This window comes from Parundibacterium terreum (assembly GCF_014636315.1).
Classification (GTDB): Bacteria; Pseudomonadota; Gammaproteobacteria; order Burkholderiales; family Burkholderiaceae_D; genus Undibacterium; species Undibacterium terreum.
In genome coordinates this window covers 44,470-68,139 of sequence record NZ_BMED01000002.1, presented here as the reverse complement: position 1 = coordinate 68,139, position 23,670 = coordinate 44,470, and the positions used below count along the sequence as shown (strand labels likewise).

Below are 23,670 nucleotides of genomic sequence, written 5' to 3'. Positions count from 1 at the left end.
GGGCTGGTTAGAGGCTGCCCGCCTATCTGGCGGAGGTTTCAGAAGCGGTTTTACTTGCCTGCCTGGTTTTTAGCAGATCAAGCGCTGTCTGCAGCACGGTGTCTTTTCCCGCGCGCAGATCTGCAATTGTCGGGCCTGCCTGTATATTGGGCTGGATGCCGACACCGACGAAGGCTTTGCCGTCTGGATAGGTATCCCGCTTAGTACAGATGCGAGCGCTACCGCCCCCAGGCAATTGGATGATAAGCGGCTGGCCCGTGCTGCCACCGGTAGCTTCGCCAACGATAGTGCCGCGCTGCATTACGTCAAACGCAACCGCGAAATCCTCTGCGGCCGAATACACAGCCGAACTTGTGAGTACAATAACGGGCTTGGTATATAGTTTTTTGCCGTCCGCCCGCCAAGCAGAGCCGGAAGGAGCAAGGTCTGGCATTCTGCGGCCCCATGCGCGGAATGAAGGTTTATAGTCGCGTGTTGACCAGGCGCTAGTCGCAAACGGCTTGTCTGTCAGTGTGCCCAATATTTGGTAGCCGATGTCGGAGCTGCCACCGCCATTGGCGCGTATGTCCAGAATCATCGCCGTTGATTTTTTGATTTCATCAAAAGCAGCCATGTAGTCATCCGCAACTCGCTGGTCGGCAAAATTATTCAAGGTGATATTCGCTACGCCGCCCGGCAGCATTTTCCATTCAAATGGGGCTGATGATGGCATTGTTTTTTTCCATTGTTCCCGGGATACCCTGTGGACGGAGCGCACGAATGACTTGCCGCCCGCATCCTGGAACGTCAGTTGCGGCACTTCCTTCAGGTCTCCCATCAGGAACGCGCGGTAGTACAGAGTAGTGTCCATATCCTGTGGCGTAGAGGCGCTGATGCGGGGCGCAATGTTACGCTGATGATAGAGCAGGATGGGGATGCCATCCACTGCAGTGATCTCCAATCCAGGGACGACACCTTGTGCGCGTAAATTCGTGTCATACACATCCGTCAGTATCACCTTGTTTTCCACTAGCCGCGTTTTAATTAGTGGCAACGCGTAATAGTGGTCTATTGCCGCATAGGGGGGAGTGACATTCGTGTGGCCATCCTGCAGCCGGGCGCATAGCTCCATCAGCAGATCGTAATATTCCACGGTGGTGCGTGTGGCCCTTATCTTGGGCAGGTACTCCAGGTATAGCTTGTCCCAGTCAATTTTTTTCAACTTCTCCACATACACAAAATTGTATTTGACCTCGGACCAGAATTTGGACAAACCTGCGATTTTTTCATCTTCGCTGATGTTCTCTTTGTACGGTGTTACCAGCGCGGGAGATTCCCACAGCAATTTATCCAGTTTGGCTTTTTCAGTCATCCGCGCTATCACGCCTGGCCATCGGGTGTCCTCATGCAAGCTGATCAGGTCACTGTCTTTCTCGATATGCTCAACGGACGTAAATCCTTTCTCGATGGAGAGGCGCAGGTTGGAAAATGCCTTGTCTTTATTCCCCGCCAGCGCATAAGCACAGGCTGCATTGTATAAATGATCCGGTTCCCCCGGAAATTGCCTGTCTGCTGCTACATACAGGTCAGCGGCCTTTTCATATTGCTTCTCCTTTATTGCGGCCACGGCCTCAGCGAGGCTGTCGTTTTGTGCATGGCTGAGGGTAGATAGGACGGAAAGCACAGTAGCGAGGAGGAGGCGTCTTGTCATAGCGGAGTTTCTTGGAGGGAAATAATTTTCAAAAAATCAATATTAAATGATTACTTTAAAAGATGACTTTTTTTATTGTACTTTCATGCAAGGTATAAATGTTTTTAAAAAAGTAATTGTTTTAATGAAATGTTTGCATTATATTATTTCTTTGGTTGTGAATCATGCGTTCTTTCTGATTAAAGAGGGGAAGTGGATGACAAGTGCTGGCACTGACAAATTGGCTCTTGCAGAGGGCTCGCTGATCGATATCGCGCTGGAAGGATGGCGCTTTACTCGGGCATGTGCACGAATGGCAAATAAGCTGGAATTGGAGGAGGCAAGCCGCTACGCGAATCAGCTACGCTATTTCCAGAAAAAGCTGGAGGAAAGCCTGGGCGCAGCCGGATTGACGCTGGTCAATGTCGAGGGGCATGATCGATACTGACATCTCACCAATACAGGATACTGCACTGGAAGAGCTGCAATCGCCGCGCACAATGCTAACGGTTGCGCCACAGCGGAAAACGGCACTGCACAACAATCCATTTTTCTTGCTTGGTGCAAGCCAGCGAGACACGCGGCAACGCATAGTCGAACTCGCTGACGAAAAATCTTTGCTGCTGGACCACGATGTCTGTCAAATGGCCCGGTCCGACCTCACCACGCCGCGCCGTAGATTAAGCGCAGAGATGGCGTGGTTGCCGGGCGTCGCGAGAGAAAGAATCAAGCGCCTGCTGGAGAGTTTGCTGGAGGTTCCAAAATCGATAGCAATGCAGACAGATTTGCCGCCACTCGCACATGCCAATCTGATGGCGGCCGCATGCGAGCTTGAAAGCGCTTCTTTCCTTGAGCAGGAATTCATTCAGCACCTCAAGGAAATTTCCTATCTGACTGAGCGTATTGTTGTGGAAGATGTAATGGGTATGATTAACGAAGCGCGCCGGGGGGCCGGGCTCCCCGAGGTGCGCAATGCCGACCATGTTGAGGAGGAAATTTCAAATCGAAAACTACACTTTCTCCATGTAATCAAGCGGGCGCTCAACGAATTTCCTACAGCATCTCTGATTGAAATAATTTCTAACGCGGTTGCTGCGGTTACCAGAAATGGAGCTCAGCATGCGCCGGCACTGATAGAGCAGCTAGTAGACAGCTATGAGATTGAATGCCAGGATTTTTTGAATAAGGAAAGTGAAACTGTCCGTACCCTTATCCAAACGATAGACAAAATTGCGGAGAGAGGCGAGGGTGCAATTGAACCCCTGGTTGCGCAACTGGAGCGGGTTGCCCGTAAATGGAGCAAGGTAGTTCGACCCATACAACAGATCGCAGTTTCGCGAGGAATGGGCCATGCGATGACTCGTGGCATTGCGTACGATATGCGCGAATTGGCAATTCGGATGTTTAATGAGCATGACCAGCTTGCCCCCGCTCAGCAAATCACTCGTTTCTTGACAGAGTTGTTTTCCGATGTGGACGGAATGTCTGAACTATTTAAAAAGGATGCTGAGGTTTTAGCACGATCGGAAAACGATAGAAAATCCTTCAATGAGAGTGCAAGCCAATCTGAGCAGGCAATCCACTATTCAGCGAAGGTGGGACGAATATTCGGTAGGCGCTTGAGTATCGCCGCAGGAAAAATTGAATGGAAAGGCAAGCAGTACGCGCTGAATGAAATTACCGGTGTGCGCTGGGATTCCGATAACCTTCCGGCAAACGACATACGGCCACGGATCTACTATGTCGGTTTTAGTGACGAAGAGTCTGAAGTATTCCTGGTATTACGTAAGAGGGGCATTTACGCTGACTTTGTGAATGCGCTATGGACAGGAGTGGGGCCGCGCATGTTGAATAATTTCCTTGATGCATTAAAGCAAGGCAAGGAAATTCGATTCGGAGATATTCTTATCAAGGATGAGGGTGTGGTCTTGACCAGGCGAAAACTCGTTATGAAAGATGAAGCCATGTTCCTCCCTTGGCGGAAGGTTATTACATGGAAGGCGAATGGTTTTTACTATATTGCCTCTGAAGATGACAAACGTATCAACGAGGGGCTTTCTTATCGGGACATGCTGAATGTGCGCATCTTGGATTGCGCTCTCTCGATGGCGCAAGATGTGGCGGGACTTAAAAGACTGAGTGAGTTATTGTCATGAGAGTGGATTTGCATTTCTGACGAATCTCGACTTAGCCGCCTCGTTGGAAAGTTCGATTGCCACCCTCACGCTGGCCGATTGGTTTAAAGGCAAGTCTGAAGCGAGAGATTGAGTCGGCACGTTTGTGTTTAAATGCAAAACAATATAGACCAAAACAAAAAAGCACTTAGATAATTAATCTAAGTGCTTTTTAATTTGGCTCCCCGACCTGGACTCGAACCAGGGACCTGCGGATTAACAGTCCGTCGCTCTACCGACTGAGCTATCAGGGAATAGAAGAAATGATGATCTTCGTTAAACTATTTTGCAGCTAATGCTGCGTACTTCAAATTCTGTGGCTCCCCGACCTGGACTCGAACCAGGGACCTGCGGATTAACAGTCCGTCGCTCTACCGACTGAGCTATCAGGGAACAGAGACAAAGATTATATGTGGCTTTGTTACTCTTGTCAAAAACTTTTTGCTGGAAAACTCTTGTTTAAGAAGAATTTTTTATCCCATTCTTTGCCCTGTCTTTTTTATGAGCAGTTCCAGCTAACTTTTGCTCAAGACAGGGCGGGGAGGGCTTGCAATAGGACTTATAAAACCTTGGCTATCGCATCGATCACGTTGTCGATGTTTTTGCTGTTCAACGCGGCAACGCAGATACGGCCTGTGTCTACTGCGTAGATGGAGTTATTGTCGCGCAGTGCTTCCACCTGGACCTTGGTCAGGCCGGAATAGGAGAACATGCCGCGTTGCTTGATGACGAAATCGAAATCATGCGCCGGTGCTTTTTCCTTCAATTGCTTGACGAACAGCTGGCGCATTTCGCGGATGCGTACGCGCATGCCGGCCAGTTCTTCTTCCCACAGTGCGCGCAGTTCTGGCGTTGCCAGTACTGTTGCCACTACCTGGCCGCCGTGTGTCGGCGGGTTGGAGTAGTTGGTGCGCACGACGCGCTTCAATTGGGACAGCACGCGGGAAGCTTCTTCTGCAGTAGCTGCTGCAATGCTCAGTGCACCTACGCGCTCGCCGTACAGCGAGAAAGATTTGGAGAAGGAGTTGGAGACGAACAGCGCGCCGCCGGCTTCAGCAAAACGGCGTACGACTTTGCCGTCGGCTTCTATGCCGTCGCCAAAGCCCTGGTAGGCCATGTCCAGGAAAGGCACCAGGCCGCGCTGGGTAACGACTTCAATGACTTGCGTCCATTGATCATCTGTCAGGTCGGCGCCGGTCGGGTTGTGGCAGCAAGCGTGCAACAGGACGATGGAGCCACTCGGCATGGTTTTCAATGCATCCAGCATGCCGGCGAAGTTGACGCCGCGGGTGGCTGCATCGTAGTAAGGATAGTTGTTGACGACGAAGCCGGCCGATTCAAACAGTGCGCGGTGGTTTTCCCAGCTAGGGTCGCTGATCCATACTTGCGAATTGGGGGAGAAGCGCTGCAGGAAATCCGCACCTATCTTCAGTGCGCCGGTGCCGCCTATGGCTTGCACGGTGACTGCACGTTTCTCTTGTACTACGGCACTGTCGGCACCAAATACCAGTTCTTGCACAGCCTTGTCGTATGCTGCCAGGCCTTCGATAGGCAGGTAGGTGCGCGGGGCCAGTTTTTCCATCAGGATGGCTTCTGCTTTGCGTACGCATTCCAACAGAGGAACCTTGCCGTTATCGTCATAGTAAACGCCTACGCCCAGGTTGACCTTGGCGGGATTTTTATCGGCATTGAAACCTTCCGTGATACCCAGGATAGGATCGCGCGGAGCCATTTCTATGGCGGAAAACAGGGGGGAAGAAAGAGGAGCGTTCATCGTGATAGTATGGAAAATTATCTAAGAGTGCAGGTTGATATAATGCTAAAGAAATAGGGCGTTATTACTAGCTTGTTGCTGATTTCCAAGCGCCACGGGCAGGCTGTGCAGATGGCCCGGCGGCAAAAAATGTCGAGTGGTCCTGATTGCGGGAACAAATGATTTGCAGAGGCGGCTCCTGCCCGGATAACACCAGGTAAGCCAGGAGGCCGTACTTCATAAAGCGGCGAATCTTGTAAACTCGCAGACCAAAGATAGCCCTGTGCAGCAGATTGATAAATCTGAAATTGATCAGAAGTTCCTAATTCCAAGGCGTATTTTAACAAAGGTAAGACTAAATGGCTGATTTATCAGAGGTTTCCAATAATGCTGATGAAGCAAAATTTGTAACTTTTCCCGATTCGCCGTATCAATTGTGTCAACTATTTCCACCAGCCGGCGATCAGCCGGCTGCTATCGACAAGCTGGTGGAGGGCATCAGCGATGGCCTGTTCTTCCAGACTTTGCTGGGTGTGACCGGCTCGGGCAAGACGTATACGATGGCGAACGTGATCGCCCGTACCGGCCGTCCGGCCATCATCTTTGCTCCGAACAAGACGCTGGCAGCGCAGTTGTATAGCGAGTTCCGCGAATTTTTTCCACGCAATGCGGTGGAGTATTTTGTCAGCTACTACGATTACTACCAGCCTGAAGCCTATGTGCCGCAACGTGATCTTTTCATTGAAAAAGATTCCGCCGTCAACGAGCACATAGAACAGATGCGTCTGTCGTGCACCAAATCGCTGATGGAAAGGCGGGATGTAATCATCGTCGCCACCGTGTCGGCGATCTATGGTATCGGTAACCCTAACGAATACCATCAGATGATCCTGACCTTGCGCGCCAAGGACAAGGTCAGCCAGCGCGACGTGATCGCGCGCCTGATACAGATGCAGTATTCGCGTAATGAGGTGGATTTTGGACGCGGCACTTTCCGCGTGCGTGGCGACACGATAGATATCTTCCCGGCGGAACATGCGGAGCTGGCGGTGCGGGTGGAAATGTTCGATGACGAGATCGAGAACCTGCAGTTGTTCGATCCGCTGACGGGCCGCATCAAGCAAAAGATTCCGCGCTTCACGGTATACCCCGGCTCACATTATGTGACGCCTCGTGCCACCGTATTGCGGGCAATAGAAACCATCAAGGATGAGTTACGTGAGCGGCTGGAATGGTTCCGCAAGGAGAACAAGCTGATCGAAGAGCAAAGGCTGGAACAGCGCACCCGCTTTGATCTGGAGATGATGACCGAGATCGGTTTTACCAAAGGCATTGAAAATTATTCGCGCCATCTGAGCGGCGCCAAAGCGGGTGAGCCGCCGCCGACGCTGGTGGATTACCTGCCTGCGGACGCATTGATGTTCCTGGATGAGTCGCATGTGCTGACCGGGCAATTGAACGGCATGTATAACGGCGATCGCGCGCGCAAGACTAATCTGGTGGACTATGGCTTCCGCCTGCCGTCTGCGCTGGACAACCGGCCTTTGAAGTTTGAAGAGTTTGAAAGCAAGCTGAGGCAAACCGTGTTCGTGTCGGCCACGCCGGCAGAATACGAAAGAACGCATTCGGACCAGGTGGTGGAGCAGGTGGTGCGGCCTACCGGCCTGGTGGATCCGATGATACTGGTGCGCCCGGCCCTGACCCAGGTAGATGACCTGATGTCCGAAATCACCTTGCGCGTGAAGAAAAATGAACGCGTGCTAGTGACGACGCTGACCAAGCGCATGTCGGAGCAATTGACCGAATTTCTGGGGGACAATGGCGTCAAGGTGCGTTATCTGCATAGCGATATCGATACTGTCGAGAGGGTGGAGATCATCCGCGATCTGCGCCTGGGCACCTTTGACGTGTTGGTGGGGATTAACTTGCTGCGCGAGGGCCTGGATATTCCCGAGGTGTCGCTGGTGGCGATCCTGGATGCTGACAAGGAAGGCTTTCTGCGTTCAGAGCGCAGCCTGATACAGACGATAGGCCGGGCGGCACGTAACCTGAATGGTATGGCGATCCTGTATGGCGACAAGATCACCGATTCCATGCGCAGGGCGATAGACGAGACCGAGCGCAGGCGCAACAAGCAATTGGCGTTTAATGAAGCCAATAACATCACGCCTACCGGTATCAAGAAACAGATCAGGGATTTGATCGACGGCGTGTACAGCCAGCAGGAAGCCAGGGAAGAGCTGGAAGTGGCGCAAGAGCATGCCAAGTACGAGATGATGAGCGAGAAACAGATAGGCCGCGAGATCAAGCGCTTGGAGAAGCAGATGCTGGATCATGCGAAGAACCTGGAGTTCGAAAAAGCAGCCCAGGTGCGCGACCAGTTAGGGCACTTGAAAGAACTGGTATTCGGCCCCGGCGGCCACGACAATCTTGCGGCATTGGCCGGCAAATAAGGCAGATAGGCAAGCGGGGCGGCGCTTCTTTATGTGTAGTAGTTATGTGTAGTAGCTCAGGCTTGAGCTGACGCTTGTCATGACCGCCGCCAGCGCACTAGGCTTCTTGCGCTGTCCAGACCAGGTTCCACAGGTGGCCATCGATATCCTCGAAGCCCTGGTCATACATAAAGCCATTGTCCTCAGGCGGATGCGGTATGCGGCCACCAGCGGCAGCGGCCTTGGCAATCAGGCTGTCTACCTCTTCCCGGCTTTCGCAACTAAGGCAAATGACGATTTCATTGGCTTCCTTTGCATTGGCGACGGGCTTGTTGATCAGTGACTGAAAGAAAGGTTCAGTCGTCAGCATGGCCTGGATGCTACCGTCGACGATGTTCATGAACGCCGCGTTCTCTCCGCTAAATCGAGGATTGAAGGTAAAGCCGAGGGCGGAAAAGAAAGCCTTGGATTTGTCCAGGTTCTTCACTGGCAGGTTGAGGATGATCTCTTTGTTCATAGCGTTTCCTTGGTTAAGGTGGATTGGGCAATCGGTGCCTCATCCCTACGACGAGTGACGGCACACAAAATCGACACGCTTGCGAAAAAATATTTTCCTGCAGGATGGCAATAGATCAAAGCTCGGAAAGTGACGGCAAAACGACGTGAACGATGTGTCGCATCTTTCACACTTACCTGAGACCTATATTTTCCATCTATTTCTAATCGAGATTTACGCTGAGGGCACGGCTTGGTCGACTGCGCGGCCCGTCAAGACTTTAAATCATCTGACAGCGGCTGTCAGCCCACCTGTGAGCCCACACTTTATGTGAGGAAACTGTTGGCCTTGGCCTCCAGTAAAGCAATAAGTTCCGGTTGCATGAACTGATAGTTGTCGGGGATACCCAGGCACACGACTTTCTTGCCCTTCAAATGGCGCCCGTACTGGCGGTTCAGCTTTTTACGGTGCGCATTTTCCATCACCACGATCAGAGTAGCCCATTCCAGTTGATCACTGGACAGCGGCACCACTGCGTCATCGGCGAGTCCGGCCGAGTCGGTTTCCACGTTGGGCCAGGTTGAAAAGACTTGCTCCGCAGTGGGACTACGCAATTTGTTGCGGCTGCAAATAAACAAGACGCGCTTCATATGCTCCTGCATTGATTGACGATAAAAAATAAGACTGCAATGGCGGCTTGCATCATGGGGAAATCGTCCTGATGCCTGAATGTAACACAAGCGATATGTAGTAACCGGCAATTACCCGCAGACGCAGGTTCGGGTGAACAATGAATGCTCCAAAATTAGATATACAAGGAGACATCATGGCTGCTAAAAATCTTTTGTTGCTGGTTGGCGATTTTGTGGAAGACTATGAAACGATGGTGCCTTACCAGGCCCTGCTGGCGGTAGGTCACAATGTGCATGCAGTATGCCCGGACAAAAAAGCCGGTGATTTTGTGGCCACGGCGATCCACGATTTTGAAGGGCAGCAAACCTATACCGAAAAGCCTGGCCATCGCTTCACGATCACCCATGATTTCGACAAGATAGACGCGAACAGCTACGACGGTCTGGTGATTCCCGGCGGCCGCGCTCCTGAATATTTGCGGCTGAACGAAAAGGTGATAGAGCTGGTGCGGCATTTCGCCAAAGCCAAGAAACCGATCGCTGCTGTTTGCCATGGCGCGCAGATACTGGCGGCGGCCGGCGTGCTGGATGGCGTGCGTTGCTCTGCTTATCCGGCCTGCCGTCCCGAGGTGGAACTGGCAGGCGGCCATTATGCGGACATTGCCGTAACCGAAGCGGTAACAGACCGCAACTTTGTCACTGCGCCTGCCTGGCCGGCCCATCCGGCATGGATATCGCAATACCTGAAGTTGCTGGGCACACAAATTTCTTTGTAGCCTCCTTGAATTCTATTCATCTCAGGTGAAAGGGGAGAGGTATATAATTGACAACACGTCGATAATGCCTTTTCGATCACGCTCAGGATGTCCTCCTTCTATACGATGCACTAAGGAGCGAGGCGTCACCTTTCACTCAGCCGGATTTGCCGATGTCCAAGGTAATCCTGCCCCCAAGGAGTGCTTTATGTGTGAAATTTTCGTTAAAGCCGATCCCGCGCTGTACACCTCCCGCTCCCGTTCCATCCGCCTGCATGGTGCAGTGACCTCAGTACGGCTGGAAAATCTGTTCTGGCAGGTGCTGCAAGAGGTGGCTGAACGAGACGGTATGAATATCAACCAACTGATCACCAAGCTGTATGACGAGCTGGCCGAGTATCGGGGCGGCGTGGATAATTTTTCTTCCTTCTTGCGCGTGTGCTGCCTTCGCTACCAGTTGTTGATGGCGGACGGAAAAATTTCCACGGACAAGAATTTGCCTCTGGCAGGTGTGAGGCTGGCCAAGCCTGCACTGGAGGATAACGTTCTGGAAATGCACCCCGGTTAAGGGCATGCCCAATTGCTTAGTCTAAAATGAAAAATGCCAGGTAGAACCTGGCATTTTCTTATCGGCTAGCGAACGGCTTCTGCAGCGCTTTAGCCCTCAGCGATGCGCTTTGCGATATGCGCCAGCGCTTCTTCCACCTGGTCGATCAGGATCAGGCACAAGTCGCCTTCCGACAAGCGTGCCAATGCGGTATCGATAGCGATGAATTCACCATTGATTTCGTCGACATAACTGGTGCGGCGTGCATTGGACAGACCTTCTCTCAGCAGCGCCACGACTTCGCCGTCGGCACGGCCGCGCTGGCACTGGTCCTGGTACAGCACTACGTCGTCAAAGGCATCGCCCAGGATTTCCGTTTGCTGACGGATATCCTGATCGCGGCGGTCGCCGGCGCCGCTGATGACCACGGAGCGGCGTTTGGCGGGCATGCTTTCTACCGCCTTGACCAGAGCCAGGATCGCATCCGGGTTGTGACCATAATCGGCGATCAGCGTCGCGCCGCGATAGTTGAAGACGTTGAAGCGCCCCGGCGCATTGTCGCTTTCATTCGCGAAGGATTTCAGGCCGACGCGTATCGCATCCCAGTCCAAACCTACACCCCAGGCCGCAGCGACCGAAGCCATTACGTTTTCTACCTGGAAGCCGATGGCGCCGTTGCGGGTGATTGGTATGTCCGCCAGCGCGACAACGTGCCTGGTCTTGCCTTCGGCGGCAATCAGGTTGCTGCCGTCTATATAGACTACGCGATGTCCCTGCGCCTTATGCCTTGCCATTTCCGGCAACTGGATATCGCTGGCGAAGAAGGTGACCGAGCCGCGGCAGTTGGCTGCCATGCCGGCAACGATAGGGTCGGCGGCGTTCAGTACGGCAACGCCGCTGTCGGCCACGTTTTGCACGATGACACGTTTCAGCACTGCCAGATCTTCTACGGTGGTGATGTAGTTTAGGCCCAGATGGTCGCCGGAGCCGATGTTGGTGACCACCGCCACCTGGCAGCGGTCAAAGGCCAGGCCTTCGCGCAACACGCCGCCACGCGCTGTTTCAAATACGGCGGCATCGACGTCTGGGTGCAGCAATACGTTACGGGCGCTGCGTGGACCGCTGCAGTCGCCGGAGTCGATCTGGCGGCCTTCGATGTACACGCCGTCGGTATTGGTCATGCCTGTGCGCAGGCCGCTGGAAGTCAGCAGGTGCGCGATCAGGCGCACGGTAGTGGTTTTGCCGTTGGTGCCGGTGACTGCAACTACAGGAATGCGGCCATCGTCGCCATCTTTAAACATGGAAGAAATGATTGCTTCGCCGACAGGGCGGCCTTTGCCGTAGGAAGGCGACAAGTGCATGCGCAAGCCGGGCGCAGCGTTGACTTCAACGATGCCGCCATTCTGTTCTTCTATCGGTTTCAGTACGCTGTCGGCGACCAGATCCACGCCGCAGATATCCAGGCCGACCATTTGCGCGGCAGCGACTGCACGTGCGGCAACTTCCGGATGCACGTCATCGGTCACATCGGTGGCAGAACCGCCGGTGGACAGGTTGGCGTTATTGCGCAGAATTACACGCTGGCCTTTTGGCGGAATGGAGTCGGCTACATAGCCCTGTTTTGCCAGGCTGCCCAATGCTATATCGTCAAAGCGTATCTTGGTCAGAGAAGTGGCATGGCCGGAACCGCGGCGCGGGTCCTTGTTGACCTGTTCCACCAGTTCACGTACAGAGTGAACGCCGTCACCGACCACTTGCGGCGGATCGCGGCGCGCGGCGGCAACCAGCTTGTCACCGACGACCAGCAAGCGGAAATCATTGCCGGGCAGGTAGCGTTCTACCAGGATGTCGTCGCGGAACTCGATAGCGGCGGCGTAGGCTGCGTTCAACTGTTCACGTGTGGTGATATTGACCGTCACGCCTTTGCCCTGGTTGCCGTCCTTTGGTTTGAGGGCGACCGGAAGGCCGATTTCGCAAGCGGCGGCCCAGGCATCGTCCACGTCTGTTACCGAGCGGCCCAGCGGCACCGGCACACCGGCGGCATCCAGCAATTTCTTGGTCAGTTCCTTGTCTTGTGCGATGGCTTCGGCGATGGCACTAGTGCCATCCATTTCCGCAGCCTGTATCTTGCGCTGGCGGCTGCCCCAGCCGAATACGACCAGGCTGCCTTCGGTCAGGCGGCGGTAAGGAATGTTGCGGTCAACCGCTGCCTGTACGATGGAGCCGGTGCTGGGGCCCAGGCGTACGTCTTCATCCAGGTCACGCAGTTGCGCCAGTGCGCCCGACAGGTCAAATGGGGTGTCTTCCAGCGCGGCGCGGCATAGTGCCTCTGCCAGTTCCAGCGCCAGGCGGCCTACCGATTCTTCCGAGTATTCAACCACCACCTGGAAAATGCCCGGTTCCAGGGTTTGCGTAGTGCGGCTGAATGTGACTGGGCAGCCGGCCTGCGCCTGTAGGCCCAGCGTGGTCAGTTCCAGCACATGCGCCAGAGGAATTGCGTCGTTATGGCCGGTAGGTTGCAGAGGGCTGATTTCAGGAAAACGTGCACGCAGGCGGACTTCAAAGCCGGGCAGGTCGCTCACCGAGAGTTCTGCATCAGTGCAACTGACGATGGCCTCTACGGCGGTGTGATGGCTCCATAAGTTGGGACCTCTCAGTGCCCGTATGCGTGATACTTCCATAAACCTTGATCCTCTTATATCAATACTGTCAAAAACTGCTTTTGCCGGGGTTTTTCCGCATGTCTCATATGAGCATCATGGCGCTACCGCTGCAGTTCTTTAAGATGTGTTGGCGGGAGGGTTCCATCTGGCCTTTCGGCACGGGAACCGCTCCCTTTGTTTGTGTTGAACTAGCTGCTCTTGTTTTCTTTTCTCAATAGCCCGTTTTCTTCGGGCTGGAATCAAAGGTCCTGAGACCTGCGCCTATCAGTTCCGGCGAGATGTCCAGCGCCCAGGCGGCGGCTATCGCTGCCATCACACTTTCAGGCTGTGCAGCTTTGGCCGGCTTCAGCGAAGACAGCGGCAGCAATGCCGTTTCTTCGGTGCCGCTGGCAAGCACAATACTGCTGTCGCGCAGGAAGACCACGCGCTCGCCTGCGGCGCGATGTTTAACGATTGCGTCCAGCTCCGGATCTTTTCCGTAGAAAATGACTTTGCCGTCGCACAGTTCTGCCAGCTCAACTACACGCTCATCGGCGGCATTCAGCACGGCTGCGCCATGCGGCAGGATGACATCTACCTGAGTGCGCACGACGTTGAACATCTGGTCGCCTTCATGGATATAGAATTCCGCCAGGTCTTCATGACCATCCATATCGGTGACCACGCCAACGGTGCACTTATCGTAAGGCAGTCCTTCTGCCAGCACCATGCGCGCATTGCTTTCGAACACGGCGGTCTGCACCGAGCGGTTCAGCAGCAGGCGCTGGCCTGCATCCCAGTTGATGCAGTCGGTCTTCACTACCTGGCGGCCATCCAGGAACAGGCCCTGGCCGCAGGCGACACCTACGTGCTTGCCGCTGATTTGAACGATGCTGCCGATCAGGCGTGAAATCAGGCTGGTGCCATGCGTGCCGGTCACGCCGACGACAGGAATACGGCCGCTTTCATCTTCTGCAAACAGATGGTTGATGATGGCAGTACCTATCGGGCGGGGTTTGCCTTCGGCTGGCTTCAGATGCGCCAGCAGACCAGGGCTGGCATTGACTTCAATGATGGCGCCGCGCTGCTCTTCCAGCGGGCGCGAGATGTCTTCCGCTACCAGGTCGATGCCGGCGATATCCAAGCCGACTACGCGAGCTGCCAGGGCTGCCGCATGGGCGACACTAGGATGGATGTCATCGGTGACGTCGATCGCCACATTGCCATTGGGCTGGATCAGCACCTTCTGGCCGGCGACCGGGATAGAGTAAGCGGTCAGACCTTGTCTTTCCAGTTCCAGGATAATTTCTGCGCCTTTTTCCGGGGCCAGTGCATTCAACGGCGAATCTTCGCCGGTGCCGCGGCGCGGGTCGGTGTTGATCTGGCTGTCTACCAGTTCGATGATGTTGGATTTGCCGTCGCCGGTGACCCACAGCGCCTCGCCTTTGGCGGCAGCGATGACTTGCTTGCCGACCACCAGGATGCGGTGCTCATTACCAGTGATATAGCGTTCCACCAGCACGCTCTTGCTGTCGCCCTTGCGGCTGGCCAGATGGTATGCCGCTTCCACATCGGCTTGCGTCATCAGGTTCAGCGAAACGCCGCGTCCATGGTTGCCATCGTAGGGCTTGACCACAACCGGCAGGCCGATATCCTGCGCTTCCTCCCAGGCTTCTTCCGCGCTCCTGACCAGGCTGCCTTCCGGCACCGGCACGCCGCAGGACTTCAGCAGCGACTTGGTCAGGTCCTTGTCGCTGGCGATGCTTTCTGCGATGGCGCTGGTGCGGTCGGTTTCTGCAGTCCAGATGCGGCGCTGGCTGGCGCCGTGGCCCAGTTGCACCAGGTTGCCGTCAGTCAGGCGTATTGAGGGAATCCGTCTTTCGGTTGCAGCATCGACGATATGCGCAGTGCTCGGGCCCAGGCAGAGTGAATCCACCATGTCGTGCAGCACGGCGACCTTGGCTTCCAGATCAAAGGGCGTATCGTTGATGGCAGCCATCAACAGGTCGCGGCCAACATTCAAGGCGGCGCGGCCGACTTGTTCCTGGCGGGTGCGGAATGCCATCTTGTAGATGCCGCGTTCGCTGGTGGAGCGTGTCTTGCCGAAGCCGGTGCGCATGCCTGCCAGGTTTTGCAGTTCCAGGACGACGTGCTCCAATACGTGGCCAGACCAGGTGCCTTCGCGCAGGCGCTCCAGGAAACCGCCGCGCTCGCCGACGCCGCAACGATGCTCTATCAGGCCTGGCAACCAGGCGATCAGGCGTTCGTACAGGCCGGGAAGGGTATTGGAGGGGAATTCTTCCAGCTCGCCTAAATCAAGCCATGCCTCAATCACCGGGCGGTAGGTCCAGATATTAGGTCCGCGCAAATGTGTTACACGGAGAAATTCGATGTCTTTCTTCTTCGTCGTCATGTATTTATTTTCTTGATAACAGAATCATGCTTATTTGGCTCTTATTTACTTGATAAGCGTCCAAGCACAATTCCTTAATCTTTTAGAAGCTTCTTTCAAAATTGCCAGCTGGCCGCATTTACTGTGTGCGGCCGCAAAAATATTTTGATAAATCCTTCTCAGATGGCTTTCCAGATGCGATGCAGGCCAAATTTCTTGGCTGAAACAAGGACGTTCCGAAACACTTACTGTATACTTGCGCGTCAGCGCAAATGCAGTTCATCCTCTTGGTCAGGTTTTGTCTGATTATTTTCTTTCGATAGAATACCGTAAATTGCTGCTCCGGTGATATTTCACGTCTGAGAGCACCCAGAATGCCGGTCCATCGAAAAGGCCTTGAGCCAAATTATTTACCCCTTTTATTTCAGAATTCCTGCCCTTATCTGGGCATGCTCTTGAGCCGGAGTCCGTTTTACGATGACAACTAAACAATTAAGCTTGGATAATGCACTAAGCACGCTTCCCGATGCCTGGCGTTCCGACCTGGAAAAACAACTTGCCACCGGGGAAAACGTTTTAAGTGCGGTAGAGGTTGACTTGGATGCCCGTCTTCGCTTTGTCAAAGGCCTGATTATCGTCACGGATCGCCGCTTGCTGGCGAAATCACCCGGAGAAACGGTCTGGCAAGAGTGGGCTTACAGAAAAGGATTGCAACTTCGACATCATGACCATGCCGGCGTAGGGCATCTGGAACTGGTGGATGAGCAGCGCCGCCTGGCGAGCTGGCGTTTCACGCTGGGCCAGAATCTGCTGGCCATCCGTGTGATGGATCATTTCAAGGAGCAACTGGCCAGCCATGTATCCGGCCAGCCTATCGTCCGCGCCGAACAAAATATCTGCCCTAGCTGCAAGGCGCCGCTGGAGCCTGACCAGGAAGAGTGCCCGGTCTGCACCAAGGTGGTCTATACGCCGCCATCCACCTGGACCTTGTTCCGCCTATGGCGCTTTGCCAGGCCTTACCAGTGGCAGTTGCTGACCGGCTTTGTGCTGATGCTGCTGAGTACAGGCGCGCACATGATCCCGTCCTATATCACGATGCCGTTGATGGACAATGTGCTGATTCCTTACCAGAGCGGCAAGCCGGTAGATCCTATGCTGATGCCTATGTATCTAGGTGCCCTGGTTGGCGCGGCCTTTTTTGCCTGGGTATTGGGCTGGGCTAAAACCTATGTGCTGGCCCTGGTATCGGAACGCATAGGCGCCGACCTGCGCACTGCGACCTATGAGCATTTGCTGAAGCTGTCGCTGGAATATTTTGGCGGCAAGCGTACCGGCGACCTGATGTCGCGCATAGGCAGCGAGAGCGACAGGATCTGCGTTTTCCTTTCCCTGCACTTGCTGGACTTTGCTTCGGATGTGCTGACCATCGTCATGACCAGCGTCATCCTGTTCAATACAGACCCCTGGCTGGCGCTGGTGACGCTGGCGCCGCTGCCTTTCATTGCATGGATGATCCATATCGTGCGCGACAGGCTGCGCACAGGCTTTGAAAAGATCGACCGCGTATGGGGCGAAGTAACCAATGTGCTGGCCGATACGATTCCCGGCATTCGCGTAGTGAAGGCCTTCGCGCAGGAAAAACGTGAAGCCACGCGCTTCCGCGAGGCCAACAAACATAACCTGGCTGTCAACGACAAGCTGAACAAGGTGTGGTCGCTGTTTTCGCCTACCGTGTCTTTCCTGACCGAGCTGGGCTTGCTGGTGATCTGGGGCTTCGGCATCTTTGCCGTCTCCAAGGGCCAGATCACGGTCGGTACCTTGACCTTGTTCATCGCTTACAGCACCCGTTTCTATGGCCGCCTGGATTCCATGAGCCGTATTGTCTCGGTGACGCAAAAATCGGCGTCTGCCGCCAAACGCATCTTTGACATCCTGGACCACGTATCCAGCGTGCCTGAGCCTGCCAATCCGGCCAAGCCTGTGCATCTGGAAAACGTCAAAGGCAATATCGAATTGCGCGAAGTCGGCTTCCGCTACGGCAACCGTGCGGTCAATCGCGGCATCAGCCTGAACATCAAGGCCGGTGAGATGGTCGGCCTGGTGGGCCATAGCGGTTCCGGCAAGAGCACGCTGGTGAATCTGATTTGCCGTTTTTACGATGTGTCGGAAGGCGCAATCCTGCTGGATGGCGTGGATATCCGTTCTTTCCCTGTGGCTGATTACCGCCGCAATATCGGCCTGGTGCTGCAAGAGCCTTTCCTGTTCTTCGGCACCATTTCTGAAAACATCGCCTACGGTAAGCCGCATGCAACGCGGGAAGAAATCATCGCTGCGGCGCGTGCCGCGCATGCGCATGAATTCATCCTGCGCCTGCCGCAGGGCTATGATTCCATGGTCGGCGAGCGCGGCCAGGGTCTGTCCGGCGGTGAGCGCCAGCGTATTTCCATTGCCCGCGCCTTGCTGATCGATCCACGTATCCTGATCCTGGATGAAGCGACTTCATCGGTCGATTCCGAGACCGAAAAAGAAATCCAGAAAGCGCTGGATAACCTGGTCAAAGGCCGTACCACAATCGCGATCGCCCACCGCTTGTCCACTTTGCACAAGGCGGATCGCCTGGTCGTGTTGGATCGCGGTGTCGTCGTGGAAGAGGGTAGTCATGATGACCTGATGGCGCGCGAAGGCGCCTACTTCCGCCTGTATGAGGCGCAGGCGCGCAATGTGGACGTGGAAATGGCGGACGAGGAATAAAGATGACGACACAATTTCAATTAAGCCGCAATGAATTCGGCCACCTGGTGCTGACGACCGAAGACGGCCAGGTGCATGAAAAAGTCAGCCCTGTGCGCGCTTTCCCGATACAGGCGCCGCATGAAGGCATTTCCATGGTGCTGGGTGACGGCAAGGAAATTGCGTGGATAGACCGCATGTCGGATTTGTCGGAAGCCAATCGCTTGCTGCTGGATGAAGAGTTGACCGGACGCGAATTCATGCCTGAAATCCAGCGCATCGTCAGCGTGACCAGTTTTGCTACACCTTGCACCTGGCATGTCAAGACAGACAGGGGCGATACCGAGTTTGTGCTGAAAGGCGATGAAGACATACGCCGCATCGGCGGGGCATCGCTGCTGGTCGCGGATAACCACGGCATTCACTTCCTGATACGCGATATGTTTGAGATTGACAAACATAGCCGCAAGATACTGGACCGCTTCCTGTAAGAATGCGCGCTGCCCCTGATCCCGTTCAGGGAGAGGAGGCTGCGTTTCTAGTCGAATTTGATCTCCGCCGCATTGACTGCGCTGATCTGCGGGCCAAAGCTGCTGATGTCGGGCAGGGTGGCATTGTGATGGATGCGTATCTGCGCCGCCGTCGCGTGCGCCTTGTCATGCGTGGTATGGGCATCAGCCGCGATGATGACTTCATAACCCAGGGCTGCCGAACGGCGTGTAGTCGTATCTACGCAAAATTCCGTCGCATAGCCGCACAGAATCACCTTTTCCACATTCATCGATACCAGCATTTCACCGAGGTCGGTTCTCAGGAATGAGTCCGGCGTGGTCTTGCGTATGTGATGGTCGATTGCCTCCACATGTAATTGCTGTTCCAGGTCCCAGCCCGGTGCTCCGTATTTCAATTCGCCTTCAGCAGTTTCGTGCTGAACAAAGATCACCGGCACGTCAGCGCTGCGGGCCCTCGCAGCCAGCGCGTTGATGCGTGCAATCACAGCATCGGCGTCTGCCGGCCTGGGCTCTGCATCAAACAAGCCTTTTTGGACATCAATGACGATGAGTGCGGACTTCATGTTTTCTTTCGCAATAAAATGGCACGGCGTTAAAAATGGTAACTGTATAGCTTGGTCTGCCTGGTTTCGCCTTTCAGTACCAGTATCTTGTCCAGTTTGAATCCCAGTTCTTCCAGCAAAAGATAGGAGTCGCTGTTTTCAGGCGAAGTAATCGCTGCCAGCCGCTTAAGATTCAGGTTGTCTTTACCGTATTTGAGTACTCCCGCCGCGGCTTCCCGTGCATATCCCTTGCCGCGGAATTGTGGCAGGAAGGCGTAGCCCATATCTACATCCTCCAGCGAATCGCGCTTGATCAAGCCGCACAAGCCCAGTGCAGTATGGTCTTCCTTGCGCTCTACCGCGTACAGGCTGAAACCCAGTCTTTGCTGCATTTCTATGGGGCCATTCAACAAAGACTCGCGCGCCTCGTCTACCGTGCGCAGGCCCTTGTCGCCGATGTTCTTGATCCATGCCGGATCGTTGGTTAGTTCCAGGTAAAAGGCTGCGTCGTCAACACTGATAGTACGCAGGCGTAGTCTTTCGGTTTCCAGGACGATCATTTACTCTTGCCTTTTTGTGGTGGAGGGAACGATATGCAAGATGATAAGCGTAACAATTGCAGAGTGCTAGCAAGTATTGTATCTTCGGTAAGCTGAGTTTGCTGGAAATTTGCCCTTTCTGAGGCGGCTTGCCAGGCCAGCTTATTTACGCGTTTCTTTTATACGGATATCTCCATGCTTGCGAAATCACTTTTATTCCTGACAGTCTGCTGTGGCGTATTGCATGGCGGCGAGGCGCTGGCGATACAGGTCTGTGAACTGGATCAGCAGCCTATCGATCTGAATAACGGGCGCTCTACCGAAGGCAAGACTGGCATCATCCGCTGCAAGGACAAGGATAGTGGCGTACTGCAGCGGGAGCAGGAGGTTCGTAGCGGCAAGATAATGGGCCTGATGCGCTACTACAAGGAAGGCAAGCTTGCGACCGAGTTTTCCACCAATGAAAAAGGAAACCGCGAAGGTATCGCGCGGGAATTTGCGCCGAATGGTCAAATGCTGCAGGAGGATATGTATGTGAACAGCCAGAAGACCGGCATATCCAAGAGCTTTCACCCGAACGGCAAGTTGCGGCGCGCCACTTTTTACGGTGCAGATACCCGCGAGCAGGCCTATGCAGAGTTTAATGCCAATGGATCGATACGTGCGTTGCGTTGCGGCGACAAGGCCTTGCTCGCGCCATTGGTGGATGATGCGACGCTGTGCGGTTTTGTCAGGTCGCCTTCAAAAATAGACTTCTTTAATGATAAGGGCGAGGTAAGTTCCCGCGCCGTGTATGAGGCCGGCAAGCGGGTTCGGCTGGAAAGCCTGTGGGAGGACGGCAAGACGGCGCAACTGGAAGAAATTACGACAGATCGCCGCACCGAACGAAGCTTTTCCCGCGAAGGCATCAAGCGCAAGGAAGTGGTCTTCAAGCTGGGTGGAAAATATCCCGTCAGGGAAAGGCAGCAGGATTTTTCGGAAAGCGGAACTCTGGTCAGCGACAAGCAATGGGTAGATGGCGAGCTGAGTACGGAAAAGGCTTTTTACCTGAATGGACAATTACGCTCTGTTTCTGCGAGCACCACCAATGGCAAGCAGCGTAGCGTTACTGTCAAAAATTATTACGACACGGGTACCCTAGCCAGTGAAGAAAGTTATCTGCGCATGGGTGACTATCAGCAGCAATCCATCGGCGTACACAAAGGCTATAGCCAGCAAGGGAAGCTGGTTTCTGAATCGACCTATGACGAGCGGGGCAAGCTAAAGCATGAGCGTAGTTGGGACGAGAGCGGCAAACTGTTGCGCGATGATGAGGTGTTTGAGGATGGTTCGCGCAAGGCCTATGCCAAATAAATTTAGGGCCTATTTTAAAGCTTGATAGGCCCTAGGGCAGCATTGCCGATAATTCCTGCGCGCCGCCCTGCAATATCGCAAGAAAATCCTCGCGCATGCGCTTGCTGCTGATCCTGGTTGCCTGCGCGCTGACATTCAGCGCCGCAGTCACCTTGCCGGAGGCGCCGCGCACAGGCACAGCCATAGAGCGCAGTCCTATCTCCAACTCTTCTTCTATGATGACGTAGCCGTTCTGGCGTATCGTCGCAAATATCTCCATCAGCTTTGCCTGCGAGACGACAGTCTTGTCAGTGTATGCGCGCAGCGTCACGGTGTTGAAATACTGTGCCAGTGCTTCTTCTGACATGTGCGCCAGGATCACCCGCCCCAGCGACGTACAGTAGGCGGGTAGCCTGCTGCCCACATTCAAGGCGACCGACATGATGCGCGACTGGGCGGAGCGCGATACATACAGCACTTCGTTGCTGTCCATTACTGCCAGTGAACAGGATTCATGCAGGATGCGGCTGATGTTGTTCAGGCAAGGCTGGGCGGATACGGCCAAAGGCGTGGACGAAAGATAAGAGTAGCCCAGTGTCAGCACCTTGGGCGTCAGCCGGAAATTATGCGCCTCGGAATCGGCGTAACCCAGTTGCTTGAGCGAGTACAGGCAGCGCCGTACTGCTGCGCGCGGGATGCCGGTTTTGTGGCTGATTTGCGAGATTGTCAGCGTGCGCTGCTGGTCGCTGAATGCGCGTATCACTGCTATGCCGCGCGCCAGTGACGACATGAAATTCGGATCACCGGTCATCGCATCAATTTCTTCCGAGATGCTGGGGCCGGAGTGTGGGACGGGTGTGGAATTTGGCATAACGGGCCTTACAAGTTTGTGCGACGACCGCACACATTTTCTGACGCTATATTGACGAATTCCGGCGCGCTTGCCTACACTGAGTCTGTTCTATAAACAAACATTAGTGCGATTATCGAACAAATTCAAGTAAAACAGTCTTTCTGTGTGCGTATTCACTGCGAGGCTGCTGTGAAATTATCCTGTCCGGTACACAGTTGGCACGGGGTGATTTCCCAGCGGCCTCTTTGGATCATATCCATAAGCCAAGAGGCAACAATTGATTAATAAGATAGTTGAGTCGCTACAAGCGGCAGTCGCAAACATCCATGACGGGGCGACGGTCATGATAGGCGGGTTCGGCAATGCCGGCATGCCCTCTGCACTGATTGATGCATTGATAGAGCAGGGCGCGCGTGATCTGACCATCGTTAACAACAACGCAGGCAATGGAGAAACCGGCCTGGCCGCGTTGTTGAAGGCGAAGAAGGTGCGCAAAATCATCTGTTCTTTTCCGCGCCAGGCAGATTCGCAGGTATTTGATGCTCTGTACCGCGCCGGCGAGATTGAGCTGGAACTGACGCCGCAGGGCAACCTGGCGGAACGCATACGCGCTGCCGGCGCCGGCATAGGCGGATTTTTTTCGCCGACCGGCTACGGTACTTTACTGGCAGAGGGCAAGGAAACCCGCCTGATCAATGGCAAGCACTATGTGCTGGAGTCGCCTATCCACGCAGATTTTGCGCTGATCAAGGCATTGCGTGCCGACCGCTGGGGTAATCTGGTTTATCGCAAAACCGCGCGCAACTTCGGCCCGGTAATGGCGATGGCAGCAAAATGCACGATTGCCCAGGTGAATGAGGTTGTGGAACTGGGTGGCCTGGATCCTGAGGCGGTCATCACACCCGGCATCTTTGTGCAGCGTGTGGTCCAGGTAGGCCAGGCAACGACAGCAGGGGAAAGCAAATGACTTATCAGAGACTGACGCGCGAACAAATGGCGGCCCGCGTTGCCCGCGACATCCAGGAAGGCGCCTACGTGAATCTCGGCATAGGCTTGCCGACCATGGTCAGCAACTACCTGCCGAAAGACAGGGAAATTTTGCTGCACAGCGAAAATGGCTTGCTTGGCATGGGGCCGACACCGCCCAAGGGTGAAGAAGACGAGGACTTGATCAATGCAGGCAAGCAGCCGGTGACCTTGCTGGATGGCGGCGCTTACTTCCATCATGGCGATTCGTTTGCAATGATGCGTGGCGGCCATCTGGACATCTGTGTGCTCGGCGCTTTCCAGGTATCCGCCAACGGCGATCTGGCAAACTGGCATACTGGTGCACCGGATGCGATTCCGGCGGTGGGCGGCGCGATGGACCTTGCGATAGGCGCCAAGCAAGTGCTGGTCATGATGGAACACCAGACCAAGAATGGCGATAGCAAGATCGTGCCGCAATGCACCTATCCGCTGACTGGCATAGGCTGCGTGGACCGTATTTATACGGATCTGGCTGTACTTGATGTCACTGCGGAAGGCCTGGTCGTACATGAAATGGTGGCTGGTTTATCATTTGATGAATTGCAGGCAGTGACAGCAGTACCTTTGATTTCGGATTTTCAGAAAAAAGATGCCTGAGACTGAGAGCGCAAGCTCTGAACGGTGAATGTCGTAACTCATTT

19 protein-coding genes and 2 tRNA genes are annotated in these 23,670 nt (G+C 54.5%); 10 read left to right on the top strand and 11 right to left on the bottom strand.

All coding sequences use genetic code 11. The annotated features are described in order from the left end of the window. Positions 1-22 precede the first annotated feature (22 nt). Positions 23-1,690, bottom strand: a complete 1,668-nt coding sequence (locus IEW12_RS09285) for a S41 family peptidase (protein ID WP_188565792.1) — start codon at positions 1,688-1,690, stop codon at positions 23-25. Between the two features lie 46 nt (positions 1,691-1,736). On the opposite strand from IEW12_RS09285, the gene IEW12_RS09280 reads away from it, so the two are divergent. Both IEW12_RS09280 and IEW12_RS09275 read left to right on the top strand, forming a co-directional pair. Beyond that, entirely contained in the window at positions 1,737-2,117 is a 381-nt protein-coding gene (locus tag IEW12_RS09280) for a hypothetical protein (protein ID WP_188565791.1), read from the top strand. Next, complete coding sequence (locus IEW12_RS09275) at positions 2,104-3,825, top strand: hypothetical protein (RefSeq protein WP_188565790.1); 1,722 nt, start codon at positions 2,104-2,106, stop codon at positions 3,823-3,825. Before IEW12_RS09280 ends, IEW12_RS09275 begins: the two co-directional genes overlap by 14 nt. Before the next feature lie 196 nt (positions 3,826-4,021). Here the strand turns inward: IEW12_RS09275 and IEW12_RS09270 are convergent. The 3 genes from IEW12_RS09270 to IEW12_RS09260 all read right to left on the bottom strand — a co-directional run bounded on the left by IEW12_RS09270 (position 4,022) and on the right by IEW12_RS09260 (position 5,617). Further along, positions 4,022-4,097: transfer RNA gene (locus tag IEW12_RS09270), tRNA-Asn, on the bottom strand. Between the two features lie 63 nt (positions 4,098-4,160). Further along, a tRNA-Asn gene (locus tag IEW12_RS09265) sits at positions 4,161-4,236 on the bottom strand. 166 nt (positions 4,237-4,402) lie between these two features. After that, complete coding sequence (locus IEW12_RS09260) at positions 4,403-5,617, bottom strand: amino acid aminotransferase (protein WP_188565789.1); 1,215 nt, start codon at positions 5,615-5,617, stop codon at positions 4,403-4,405. A gap of 338 nt (positions 5,618-5,955) precedes the next feature. On the opposite strand from IEW12_RS09260, the gene uvrB reads away from it, so the two are divergent. Continuing rightward, a complete protein-coding gene (gene uvrB / locus IEW12_RS09255) occupies positions 5,956-8,049 on the top strand; it encodes an excinuclease ABC subunit UvrB (RefSeq protein WP_188565788.1) in 2,094 nt (697 codons plus the stop codon). Between the two features lie 97 nt (positions 8,050-8,146). On the opposite strand, the gene IEW12_RS09250 is transcribed toward uvrB, so the two are convergent. Both IEW12_RS09250 and IEW12_RS09245 read right to left on the bottom strand, forming a co-directional pair. Next, entirely contained in the window at positions 8,147-8,545 is a 399-nt protein-coding gene (locus IEW12_RS09250; protein ID WP_188565787.1) for a VOC family protein, read from the bottom strand. Positions 8,546-8,850: 305 nt separating this feature from the next. Next, a complete protein-coding gene (locus tag IEW12_RS09245; protein WP_188565786.1) occupies positions 8,851-9,174 on the bottom strand; it encodes a low molecular weight protein tyrosine phosphatase family protein in 324 nt (107 codons plus the stop codon). A 176-nt stretch (positions 9,175-9,350) separates the two neighbouring features. Between IEW12_RS09245 and IEW12_RS09240 the strand changes: the two genes are divergently transcribed. Both IEW12_RS09240 and IEW12_RS09235 read left to right on the top strand, forming a co-directional pair. After that, positions 9,351-9,932, top strand: coding sequence for a DJ-1/PfpI family protein (locus tag IEW12_RS09240; protein WP_188565785.1), 582 nt, complete (start codon positions 9,351-9,353; stop codon positions 9,930-9,932). Positions 9,933-10,119: 187 nt separating this feature from the next. Next, positions 10,120-10,479, top strand: a complete 360-nt coding sequence (locus IEW12_RS09235) for a ribbon-helix-helix domain-containing protein (protein ID WP_188565784.1) — start codon at positions 10,120-10,122, stop codon at positions 10,477-10,479. Between the two features lie 89 nt (positions 10,480-10,568). On the opposite strand, the gene cphA is transcribed toward IEW12_RS09235, so the two are convergent. Both cphA and IEW12_RS09225 read right to left on the bottom strand, forming a co-directional pair. Continuing rightward, entirely contained in the window at positions 10,569-13,139 is a 2,571-nt protein-coding gene (gene cphA / locus IEW12_RS09230) for a cyanophycin synthetase (protein ID WP_188565783.1), read from the bottom strand. 193 nt (positions 13,140-13,332) lie between these two features. Then, positions 13,333-15,513, bottom strand: coding sequence for a cyanophycin synthetase (locus tag IEW12_RS09225; protein WP_188565782.1), 2,181 nt, complete (start codon positions 15,511-15,513; stop codon positions 13,333-13,335). Positions 15,514-15,969: 456 nt separating this feature from the next. Here IEW12_RS09225 and IEW12_RS09220 point away from each other — a divergent pair, with 456 nt between their 5' ends. Both IEW12_RS09220 and IEW12_RS09215 read left to right on the top strand, forming a co-directional pair. Then, positions 15,970-18,243: a cyanophycin metabolism-associated ABC transporter gene (locus IEW12_RS09220; protein ID WP_188565781.1), complete on the top strand. Its 2,274-nt coding sequence runs from the start codon at positions 15,970-15,972 to the stop codon at positions 18,241-18,243. 2 nt (positions 18,244-18,245) lie between these two features. Beyond that, entirely contained in the window at positions 18,246-18,713 is a 468-nt protein-coding gene (locus IEW12_RS09215; RefSeq protein ID WP_188565780.1) for a cyanophycin metabolism-associated DUF1854 family protein, read from the top strand. 47 nt (positions 18,714-18,760) lie between these two features. Here IEW12_RS09215 and IEW12_RS09210 read toward each other — a convergent pair whose 3' ends face one another. Both IEW12_RS09210 and IEW12_RS09205 read right to left on the bottom strand, forming a co-directional pair. Beyond that, complete coding sequence (locus tag IEW12_RS09210) at positions 18,761-19,297, bottom strand: cysteine hydrolase family protein (RefSeq protein ID WP_188565779.1); 537 nt, start codon at positions 19,295-19,297, stop codon at positions 18,761-18,763. A 29-nt stretch (positions 19,298-19,326) separates the two neighbouring features. Beyond that, positions 19,327-19,836 carry a GNAT family N-acetyltransferase gene (locus tag IEW12_RS09205; RefSeq protein WP_188565778.1) on the bottom strand — a complete coding sequence of 170 codons (510 nt, stop codon included), beginning with the start codon at positions 19,834-19,836 and terminating at the stop codon, positions 19,327-19,329. Positions 19,837-20,010: 174 nt separating this feature from the next. On the opposite strand from IEW12_RS09205, the gene IEW12_RS09200 reads away from it, so the two are divergent. After that, entirely contained in the window at positions 20,011-21,168 is a 1,158-nt protein-coding gene (locus tag IEW12_RS09200; RefSeq protein WP_188565777.1) for a toxin-antitoxin system YwqK family antitoxin, read from the top strand. A gap of 31 nt (positions 21,169-21,199) precedes the next feature. Here the strand turns inward: IEW12_RS09200 and IEW12_RS09195 are convergent, their stop codons facing one another. Then, positions 21,200-22,018 (bottom strand): IclR family transcriptional regulator domain-containing protein, encoded by an 819-nt coding sequence (locus IEW12_RS09195; RefSeq protein ID WP_188565776.1) that lies wholly within the window; start codon positions 22,016-22,018, stop codon positions 21,200-21,202. 259 nt (positions 22,019-22,277) lie between these two features. Between IEW12_RS09195 and IEW12_RS09190 the strand changes: the two genes are divergently transcribed. Both IEW12_RS09190 and IEW12_RS09185 read left to right on the top strand, forming a co-directional pair. Beyond that, positions 22,278-22,967: a 3-oxoacid CoA-transferase subunit A gene (locus IEW12_RS09190; protein WP_188565775.1), complete on the top strand. Its 690-nt coding sequence runs from the start codon at positions 22,278-22,280 to the stop codon at positions 22,965-22,967. Then, on the top strand, positions 22,964-23,626 hold the full coding sequence (locus tag IEW12_RS09185) for a CoA transferase subunit B (RefSeq protein ID WP_188565774.1): 663 nt from the start codon (positions 22,964-22,966) through the stop codon (positions 23,624-23,626). Before IEW12_RS09190 ends, IEW12_RS09185 begins: the two co-directional genes overlap by 4 nt. Positions 23,627-23,670: the final 44 nt, after the last annotated feature.